The organism is Dactylosporangium sp. NPDC049525, assembly GCF_040676755.1.
Taxonomy (GTDB): domain Bacteria; phylum Actinomycetota; class Actinomycetes; order Mycobacteriales; family Micromonosporaceae; genus Dactylosporangium.
Window position 1 is genome coordinate 121,795 of the sequence record NZ_JBFAPO010000030.1, and the last position, 8,688, is coordinate 130,482.

At 74.4% G+C, this 8,688-nt stretch carries 9 protein-coding genes; 4 read left to right on the forward strand and 5 right to left on the reverse strand.

The window, feature by feature from the left end; all coding sequences use genetic code 11:
- Window positions 1–23 precede the first annotated feature (23 nt).
- The gene (locus AB0K00_RS34470) at window positions 24–764 is read left to right on the forward strand and encodes a hypothetical protein (RefSeq protein ID WP_363529201.1); all 741 of its coding nucleotides are present in this window, start codon (window positions 24–26) and stop codon (window positions 762–764) included.
- Here the strand turns inward: AB0K00_RS34470 and AB0K00_RS34475 are convergent.
- Window positions 733–1,149: a helix-turn-helix domain-containing protein gene (locus AB0K00_RS34475; protein WP_363529204.1), complete on the reverse strand. Its 417-nt coding sequence runs from the start codon at window positions 1,147–1,149 to the stop codon at window positions 733–735. The genes AB0K00_RS34470 and AB0K00_RS34475 overlap by 32 nt on opposite strands.
- Before the next feature lie 107 nt (window positions 1,150–1,256).
- On the opposite strand from AB0K00_RS34475, the gene AB0K00_RS34480 reads away from it, so the two are divergent.
- A complete protein-coding gene (locus tag AB0K00_RS34480; RefSeq protein WP_363529207.1) occupies window positions 1,257–2,147 on the forward strand; it encodes an NADP-dependent oxidoreductase in 891 nt (296 codons plus the stop codon).
- Here the strand turns inward: AB0K00_RS34480 and AB0K00_RS34485 are convergent.
- From AB0K00_RS34485 to AB0K00_RS34500, 4 genes are all read right to left on the reverse strand, one after another.
- Window positions 2,118–4,292 carry a bifunctional diguanylate cyclase/phosphodiesterase gene (locus AB0K00_RS34485; protein ID WP_363529210.1) on the reverse strand — a complete coding sequence of 725 codons (2,175 nt, stop codon included), beginning with the start codon at window positions 4,290–4,292 and terminating at the stop codon, window positions 2,118–2,120. The two genes, AB0K00_RS34480 and AB0K00_RS34485, sit on opposite strands and share 30 nt — an antisense overlap.
- Before the next feature lie 41 nt (window positions 4,293–4,333).
- Entirely contained in the window at window positions 4,334–4,660 is a 327-nt protein-coding gene (gene trxA, locus AB0K00_RS34490) for a thioredoxin (RefSeq protein ID WP_363529212.1), read from the reverse strand.
- Between the two features lie 2 nt (window positions 4,661–4,662).
- Window positions 4,663–5,001 carry a MerR family transcriptional regulator gene (locus tag AB0K00_RS34495; RefSeq protein ID WP_363529215.1) on the reverse strand — a complete coding sequence of 113 codons (339 nt, stop codon included), beginning with the start codon at window positions 4,999–5,001 and terminating at the stop codon, window positions 4,663–4,665.
- A gap of 69 nt (window positions 5,002–5,070) precedes the next feature.
- A complete protein-coding gene (locus AB0K00_RS34500; protein WP_363529218.1) occupies window positions 5,071–5,841 on the reverse strand; it encodes an SDR family NAD(P)-dependent oxidoreductase in 771 nt (256 codons plus the stop codon).
- A gap of 26 nt (window positions 5,842–5,867) precedes the next feature.
- Here AB0K00_RS34500 and AB0K00_RS34505 point away from each other — a divergent pair, with 26 nt between their 5' ends.
- Together AB0K00_RS34505 and AB0K00_RS34510 are read left to right on the forward strand one after the other, a co-directional pair.
- Window positions 5,868–6,608 (forward strand): hypothetical protein, encoded by a 741-nt coding sequence (locus tag AB0K00_RS34505; RefSeq protein ID WP_363529221.1) that lies wholly within the window; start codon window positions 5,868–5,870, stop codon window positions 6,606–6,608.
- Window positions 6,609–6,703: 95 nt separating this feature from the next.
- Window positions 6,704–8,688: BTAD domain-containing putative transcriptional regulator (locus AB0K00_RS34510; protein WP_363529224.1), on the forward strand; the 1,985-nt coding region annotated here is incomplete at its 3' end.

Below are 8,688 nucleotides of genomic sequence, written 5' to 3' on the forward strand. Positions count from 1 at the left end.
ATCGCCGATGCTATGAACGCTGCATGCTGCCCGGTGGCATGATGCCCGTCACCCAGCTCGTCGCCATGATCCGCAGCTCCCCGCCGAAGGGGGCGGCGGGCCTGCTGATGGCCATGCCCGCCGACCGGCTGCCGCTGCTCGCGGCGCAGCTGCGCCCGGCGGACCTGGCGCGGCTGGTGCCGGCGCTCGGTGCCACGGCACGCCGCGACCTGGTCGCCGCGATCACCGACGAGCGGCTGCCGGCGCTGGTCGCCGCGCACGCGGAGGCGCTCATCCCGGCGGTCCCGACCGCCCGGCTCGACGGGGTCGTCGCGGCCATGCCGGACGAGGCGGTCGCGGAGCTGCTGGACGCCCTGCCGGCGGACGAACGGCGGCGGGTCACGAGCGTCACCGACCCGCGGCGCGAACGCGGGGTGCGCGGCCTGCAATACCGCAGCCATCTCCGGCACGCGCTCGGACGGGCGAACGTGCAGGTCGCGGCGGCACCGCAGCTGCCCGCCGGCAGCTGGTTGGTGACCGGGTTACGGTGGCGGATCGCGGTCGCGGCGGGCTTCGGTGACGACGGCAGCCATGCGGTACGCGACGCGGAGGACGCCGCCTACCGGCTCCGCGCGGACGGTGCCCTGGCGGTCATCGACGGCCCGGCGGCCGCCGGCGTGCTCGCCTACTGCCGCTCCAGCGGCCGGCCCGTCAACGTGGTGACCTGGGCCGACCAGCGCCACGACGGCCATCTCACCCGGGCCCTGGTCGGCCTGTTCCAGTGAGCTCGTAGGCGTCGCGGGCGGCCATGATGTGCTCGATGTTGGTCTCCGCCCACGTCTTCAGCGCGCCGAGGATCGGCGCGAGGGACCTGCCGAGCGGGGTCAGCTCGTAGTCCACGCGCACCGGGACGGCGGCGGTGACGGTGCGCTTGACCAGGCCGTCGCGCTCCAGGGTGCGCAGCGTCTGGGTCAGCATCTTCTGGCTGGCGCCGGCGACGCGCCGCCGCAGCTCGCTGTGCCGGCGCGGGCCGTCGGCGAGGGCGTTGACCAGCAGGCCGGCCCACTTGTCGGCGATGGTGTCGAAGACCTCACGGGTCGGGCAGGCGGCCATGTATGCGTCGTAGAGGACCTTCGCCTCGACGCGCTGCTGCTCGGCGGACTTCGGCATGATGTTTCCCCCCGGCTCCCTAGGGCACTTTCAGGTGCCTGGTTTCTCAGAGTACCTGCCTCGGTAAGGCTGTTCTACGACAGATCGGTTCGACAAGGGGGAACGTCATGCGAGTGGTCGAGGTGCAGCAGTACGGCGGGATCGACACGCTGCGGGTCGTGGAGCGGCCGGAGCCCGGCCCGGAGCTGGCCCAGGGCCGGGTGCGGGTGCGGCTCGCCGCCGCCGCGGTCAACCCGGTCGACACGGCGACCCGGGCCGGTTACACGGCGGCGCTGGTCCCGGACCTGACCGGCCCGTTCGTCCTCGGGTGGGACTTCGCCGGGATCACCGACGACGGGCAGGCCGTCGCCGGGTTCGTGCCGTGGTTCGAGCAGGGCGGCCGCGTCGGCACCTACACATCGGTGCTCCTCGCCGACCCGGCGTGGTTCGCGCCGGTGCCGGTGCCCGATGACCGGCCCGCCGACCTGGTCGCCGCTTCGACGATGCCGCTGAACGCGGTCACCGCGGCGCAGGCGCTGCGGCTCGCCGGGCTCACCGCCGGGCAACGCCTGCTGGTGACCGGGGCGAGCGGCGGCGTCGGCGGGTTCGCGGTGCAGCTGGCGGTCGCCGCCGGGCTCGACGTGACCGCGGTCGCGTCCACCGGCGACGAGGCGTTCGTGGCCGGGCTCGGCGCGAAGACGGTGCTGTCGCGCACCGCGACGCCGTCGCCAAGGTCGTTCGACGGCGTGCTCAACGCGGCGTCGGCACCGGAGGCGATCGCCGCCGTCCGCGACGGCGGCGTGTTCGTGGCGGTGACCGACTACTCGGCGCCGGCGGCGGAGCGGGGGGTGCGGGTCGACACGGTGCACGTGACGCCCGACCGGGAGCAGCTCGCCGAGGTGCTCGCCGCGGGCCTGGTCACCCGGGTCGCCGGGACCCTGCCACTGGCGGAGGCCGCGGAGGCGCACCGGCGGCTGGAGGCCGGCGGCCTACGCGGCAAGCTGGTGCTGACCGTCTGAGATCGCGAGCTCCGGCGCGGGCCGGCCGAAGTGGTACCCCTGGACGAAGCGGTAACCCAGCCGGTACAACTCCTCGGCCTGCGCCGCGGTCTCCACCCCCTCGGCGATCGCGGTCAGCTCCAGGTGGTTGCTCACGTCGATCAGGGCCCGGGCGATGACGGCCTGCCGGCTGGGGGTGCCGACGTGGTCGATGAACGACTTGTCGACCTTGAGGATGTCGACCGGTGCCGTCTGCAGCAGGCCGAGCGACGAGTGCCCGGTGCCGAAGTCGTCCAGGGCGATGCGCACCCCGAGGGCCCGCACCGCGCGCAGCGTGTCCAGGGCGGTGTCGCTGTCGAAGACCGCCGTCTCGGTGACCTCGACGACGAGGCACCGGGCCGGCAGGCCGGTCGCCCGCAGCACCGCCGCGACGGTCCCGGCGAAGTCGGGCTCCGACAGCTGACGGGCCGAGACGTTCACGCTGACCCGCTGCGGCGCCCGCTCGCCCAGGGTGGCCCGCCAGGACGCCATCCGGGTGCACGACTCGCGCAGGATCCAGGCGCCGAGCTCGACGATCAGCCCGTTGTGCTCGGCGACCGGCACGAAGTCGGCGGGGTTGACCAGGCCGCGCACCGGATGTTGCCAGCGCACGAGGGCCTCCACCGCGACCGTGTCGCCGGACGGCAGCGCCACGATCGGCTGGTACACCATGAAGAACTGCGACTCGTCCAGCCCGGTGCGCAGGTCGGCGCCGAGCTCGGCGTGCTCCGTGGCCCGGGTGTCCAGGCCGGCGTCGTAGTGCAGCTGCCGGCCACCGGTGACCTTGGCGGCATACATCGCGACGTCGGCGCGGCGCAGCGGCTCGAACGGGTCCGCGGTGTCCTCGCAGTCCGCGACGCCGATGCTGGCCCGCACCAGCAGCCGGTGCGCCCCGGCCACGAACGGCTGGTCGAGCGCGTCAGCGAACCCGGTCACGTCGCCGGACGCCAGCAGCAGCGCGAACTCGTCGCCGCCGAGGCGGGCCACGGTGTCGCCGGGGCGGGCCACGGACCGCAGCCGCTCCGCGACGGCGACGAGGAGCCGGTCGCCGACGCCGTGCCCGAGCCGGTCGTTGATGGCCTTGAAGTCGTCGAGGTCGATCAGCGCCACCGTCGTCGCCGAGCCCAGCGCCGCGCGGATGCGCAGCTCCAGCTCGCGCCGGTTGGCCAGGCCGGTGAGGTCGTCGCGCATGGCGAGCCGCCGGACCTGCCGGACCAGGCCGGCCATGCGGACCCCGACGAGCAGGAACAGCACCACGGCGCAGGAGCCGACCGGAAGCCAGTCGATGTCCCGCGGCTGGGTGACGCCCTGCACGAGCAGCACCCCGGGAGCCAGCAGGGCCGAGCTCGCCAGGGCCAGCAGCCGAACCCAGCCGAACCGCAGCCCGTCCTCGCCCGGGTCCGTCTTCCTCGCCGGTCGTTTCGACGACGGGTGCAGCGCGGCGGCGGCCCACAGCACGTAGGACAGCAACCAGCCGGCGTCGAAGAACCCGCCGTCATAGGAGGTGTACGCGGTGACCACCGAGTACGCGACGTCGGCGCAGGTCAGCACGGTGAACGAGGCGGCGAGCAACCGGATCCCGGTATCCCGCACGGCGCCGGAGACCAGCAGCCGGGCGAGCATGGCCAGCAGCAGCACGTCGAACGCCGGATACGCGAGCGCGACCATCCGGGTGCCGACGCCGACGCTGCCGTCGTGCGCGATCGGCTGCATGACGAACGTCCACAGCACCAGCCCGACCCCGGTCGCCACGATCGAGGCGTCCAGGACCGCGGCGCGGCTGCGCCCGGCGCCCTGCCGCACCAGCGTGAAGACCCCGGCGACGAGCAGCGGGTACGCGACCAGGTACAGCGCGTCCGCCACCGACGGGAACGGCTCCTGGTGCAGCTCGTACACGTAATAGCTGTAAACGGCGTCGCCGGCGGCCCACAGCAGCGTGCCGGTCGCGAACAGCCACCACGCCGGCCTGCCGCGGGCCGCGGCGAGCATCACCAGGGCCGCGGACGCGCCGAGCCCGTCATAGACCAGGCTCGCGGCGCGGGAACCCTGCGGCAGCATGAAGTAACCGGCGACCGCCAGCAGCCCGGCGACCGTCCACCACATCCACAACCGCTCTCGTCCCCGCACCTGTCCACCATCGGCCGGCGCGGGGCGGGCATGAGGGTGCTTCAGCTCACGGTCGTCAGGGCCCCGTCGATCTGCGCCCGCAGCTGCGACCGCGGCCGCGCCCCCACCACCTGCGACACCAGCTCCCCGTTGCGGAACAGGCTGAGCGTCGGCATCGACATCACCCCGTAGGCCCGCACCGTCTCCGGGTTCGCATCCGAGTCGATCTTCACGATCCTGGCCCGGCCCTCGTACTCCACGGCGAGCTCCTCCAGCACCGGCGACAACCGGTGGCACGGCGGGCACCACTCGGCCCAGAAGTCCACCAGCACCGGCAGCTCGCTGCCCAGCACCTCGTCGGCGAACGTGGCATCGGTGACGTTCTGCATGATCAGCCCAGCTCCTTCACGATCGTGGCGCGGATCCGCCGCAGCCGCACGATGTAGTCGTCGATCTCGGCGAGCCGGCGGGTGAGGACCTCGACCGACGCCGGGCATTCGGCGCCGGAGCTGTGCCCGTCACGGATGCACTCCACGAACGGCCGGGTGTCCTCGAGGTTGAACCCGATCTCCAGCAGCGCGCGGATCTCCCGCACCAGCCGCAGGTCCTCCTCGTCGTAGTCCCGGTATCCGTTCGAGCTCCGCCGGGCGCTGAGCAACCCCTGCTGCTCGTAGTAGCGCAGCGCACGGGCACTCGTCCCGGCCTGCTCCGCCAGCTCACCGATCCGCATGGACCCAACCGTAAACCTTGACAGTGATGTCAACGCCAGCCCCGATCCGGGACCGGCCCGCTCCCACGCTCAGCGGGCGGTCCAGCCGCCGTCGATGAGGAGGGTCTCGCCGGTGATGAGCGACGCGGCGGGGGAGACGAGGAACAGCACCGCGCCGGAGACCTCGACCGGCTCGCCGATGCGGTGCAGGGCCGCGATCCGCTCGACGACATCGCGGCGGTGCTCGGGATCGGCGAGGTACTCCTCGGTGCCGGGCGTGTGGATGAACGTCGGCGCGACCGCGTTGACCGTGATGCCGTGCCCGCCCCACTCGACGGCGAGGCAGCGGGTCAGGTGCGCGATCGCCGCCTTCGTCATGCAGTAGACCGCCTCGCCCGGCAGCGCGACGGCACCGGCCTGCGAGCCGATGTTGACGATCCGCCCGTACCCCTGCCGGATCATGACCCGTCCGGCGGCCTGGCTGGCGAAGAACGTGCCCTTCAGGTTGACCGCGAGGGTCCGGTCGAAGTCGTCCTCGACCACGTCCTCGGCGAGGTTCTCCGGGGCGATGCCGGCGTTGTTGACCAGGATGTCCAGCCGGCCGAAGTGAGCCACGGTCGCGTCGACGGCGGCGCGGACCTGCGCGACGTCGGTGACGTCCATCTGCAGCGGCAGGACCCGCCGGCCCAGCGCCGCGACCTCCGCGGCGAGGCCCGCATCGGCGTCCACGTCGCGCAACCCGAGCGCGACGTCGGCACCGGCGTGTGCGAGGGTGAGGGAGATCGCGCGGCCGAGGCCCCGCGCGGCCCCGGTCACCAGGGCCACCCGCCCCGGCACGTCGAAACGCGGAAAGCCGTCCATCCGGGCAGCGTACGTGAAGGGGCACCATGATCATCCCGGCGCGGTTCAACGGTCCACCCGGCTCCGGCAACGGCGGCTACACCGCGGGCCTGGTCGCCGCCCACCTCACCGGACCGTTCGGGGCGGGTGCGGTCGAGGTGACCCTGCGCCGCCCGCCGCCGCTGGACACGCCGCTCACCGTCACCACCACGGTGCCCACTGCAGAAAACGCCGCGGAGGATGCCACCAGAGACGGGGACGCCACCGGGAACGGCGCGGGCGTCACCGTGCAGGTGTACGACGGTGAGGCGCTGGTCGCGTCCGCCCGCGTCGACCCCGGCGACCGGCCCGACCCGGTGCCGGCGGTGCCGTTCGCCGCCGCGGTCGAGGCATCCGAGCGCTACCCGGGGTTCACCGCCCACCCGTTCCCGACCTGCTTCGTCTGCGGCCCCGACCGCACCGACGGCCTGGCGCTGTTCCCCGGCCCGCTGCCGGACGGGCGCACCGCCACCCCCTGGCGGGTCCCGGACGAGGTGTCGCCGGTGCTGCTCTGGGCGGCGCTGGACTGCCCCGGCGGCTGGTCCGTGCTGACCGCGGGCCGCCCGTATGTCCTGGGCCGCATCGCCATCCGCATCGACGCGGTACCCGATCCAGGGACGCAGTGCGTGATCACCGGCCGGCACGTCGCGTCCGAGGGGCGCAAGGCGACGGTCCTGTCCACGCTGTACGGGCCCGGCGGCGACGTCCTCGCGCTGGCCAAGGCGACGTGGATCGCCGTCGACCGCTGACACCCCCCGGCCGTTCGGCGGACGACGCGCGGCCGGAGATCACCTAGATTCATGGCGCGCCGGAAGTCGGCGAGCGGCCATGAAGGGGACGTGCGGTGCCGAACCAGCTGGTCGTCAGCGTCCTCGGCGAGGTCTCCGCCAGCCACGACGGGGTGCCGCTGGACCTCGGCGGGCGCCGGCAGCGCGCGGTGCTCGGGATGCTCGTCCTCGCCCGCGGCGACACGGTCCCCGCCGACACCCTCATCGACGCGCTGTGGGGCGAACGGCCCCCGCCGGCCGCGGTCGCGGCGCTGCAGTCCTACGTGTCGCACCTGCGCCGCGGGCTCGAACCGGGCCGGGACGCCCGCTCCCGGGCGTCGGTCATCGCCAGCCAGGGCCGCGGGTACGCGCTGCTGCTGCGCGGCGACGCCGTCGACGCCTGGCACTTCGAACGCCTGGTCCGCGACGCGGCCGGCGACCCGTCGGCGGACGGCCTGCAACAGGCCCTCGACCTGTGGCGCGGGCCCGCCTACGCCGAGTACGCCGACGAGCCGTGGGCCCAGGCGGAGATCGCCCGCCTTGCCGAGCTGCGCGAGGTCGCCCGCGAACAGCTCGCCGCGGCCCGGCTCGCCCGGGGTGAGGCGGCGGTGACGGTTGCCGAGCTGGAGTCCCTCGTCGCGGCGGCGCCGCTGCGGGAGGAGCGGTGGCGGCTGCTGATCCTCGCCCTGTACCGCTCGCACCGCCAGGCCGACGCCCTCGCCGCGCTGCGCCGGGCCCGGCAGCTGCTCGCCGACGAACTGGGCATCGACCCGGGCCCGGCGCTGCGCGCCCTGGAGGCCGAGGTGCACGCCCAGGCCGAGTCGCTGAACGTACAAGCCACGGACGCCGTGGTCACCCAGCAGAACAAGAGCGGCCAAGCCACGGAAGCCGTGGTCGCACAGCAGAAAACGAGCAGTGACGACCTCGTCGACCGGGACCGGGAGCTCGCCGACCTCGACCTCGCCCTGGCCGACGCCCTGCGCGGCGACGCCCGGCTGCTGCTGGTCGAGGGGCCTGCCGGCATCGGCAAGACCAGGCTGCTCACCGAGGCCCGCCGCCGCGGCTCGGCACGCGGGGCGCAGGTCTTCACCGCCCGCGGCAGCCGCCTGGAGAAGGAGTACGGGTTCGGCGCGATCCGGCAGCTGTTCGAGGCCGCCGCCGCGACCCCGGGCATGCTCGACGGGCCCGCCGCCTCCGCCGCCACCGTGTTCGACGTGGCCGGCACGGCGCAGCGCGAGGACAGCGGCCTCGCCGTCATGCACGGGCTGTACCGGCTGACCGTCAATCTCGCCGCCGCCGCGCCGCTGGTCCTGGCCGTCGACGACCTGCAGTGGTGCGACAGCGGGTCGCTGCGGTTCCTCGCCTACCTGGTGCGGCGGGTCGAAGGGCTGCCCGTGCTCATCGTCGCGACGCTGCGCACCGGCGAACCGCACGACGACGCGGCGATCCTCGAGGAGCTGACCGCCGACCCGATCACCGTGCCGGTGCGCCCCGGCCCGCTCAGCGCCCAGGGCGCGGCGAGCGTGGTCCGCAGCCGGCTGGGCGCGGCCGCCGACAGCTTCGTCGACGCCTGCCACCGCAGCACCACCGGCAACCCACTGCTGCTGCGCCAGCTGCTCCAGGCGCTGCACAGCGAGCGGGTCCCGCCGGACGCCGCGCACGCCGGGACGGTGACCGCGATCGGCTCCCGGGCCGTGTCGGGCCTGGTGCTGATGCGGCTGGGCCGGCTGTCCCCGGCGTGCGTCGCGGTGGCGAAGGCGATCGCGGTCCTCGGCAACGGCGCGGCGCTGCCGACCGTCGCGGTCCTCGCCGACGTGCCGGAGGACGAGGCCGCCGTCGCGGTGGCGACCCTGGCCCGCGCTGAGGTGCTGCGCGACGAGTACCCGCTCGGGTTCGTGCACCCGCTCGTCGCCGACGCCGTCTACTCCGACCTGGCACCCGGGCAGCGGCAGCTGCGCCACGACCGGGCCGCGCGGGTCCTCGCCGCCGCCGGCGCCGCGCCGGAACAGGTCGCGGCGCACCTGTCGCAGGTGCCGCCGCGCGGCGACGCCTGGGTCGTCGG

Bases quoted from the DNA above. Each gene is read 5' to 3' on its own strand.
- AB0K00_RS34470 (WP_363529201.1), top strand. From the start codon at position 24: ATGCTGCCCGGTGGCATGATGCCCGTCACCCAGCTCGTCGCCATGATC.
- AB0K00_RS34475 (WP_363529204.1), bottom strand. From the start codon at position 1,149: ATGCCGAAGTCCGCCGAGCAGCAGCGCGTCGAGGCGAAGGTCCTCTAC.
- AB0K00_RS34480 (WP_363529207.1), top strand. From the start codon at position 1,257: ATGCGAGTGGTCGAGGTGCAGCAGTACGGCGGGATCGACACGCTGCGG.
- trxA (WP_363529212.1), bottom strand. From the start codon at position 4,660: ATGCAGAACGTCACCGATGCCACGTTCGCCGACGAGGTGCTGGGCAGC.
- AB0K00_RS34495 (WP_363529215.1), bottom strand. From the start codon at position 5,001: ATGCGGATCGGTGAGCTGGCGGAGCAGGCCGGGACGAGTGCCCGTGCG.
- AB0K00_RS34500 (WP_363529218.1), bottom strand. From the start codon at position 5,841: ATGGACGGCTTTCCGCGTTTCGACGTGCCGGGGCGGGTGGCCCTGGTG.
- AB0K00_RS34505 (WP_363529221.1), top strand. From the start codon at position 5,868: ATGATCATCCCGGCGCGGTTCAACGGTCCACCCGGCTCCGGCAACGGC.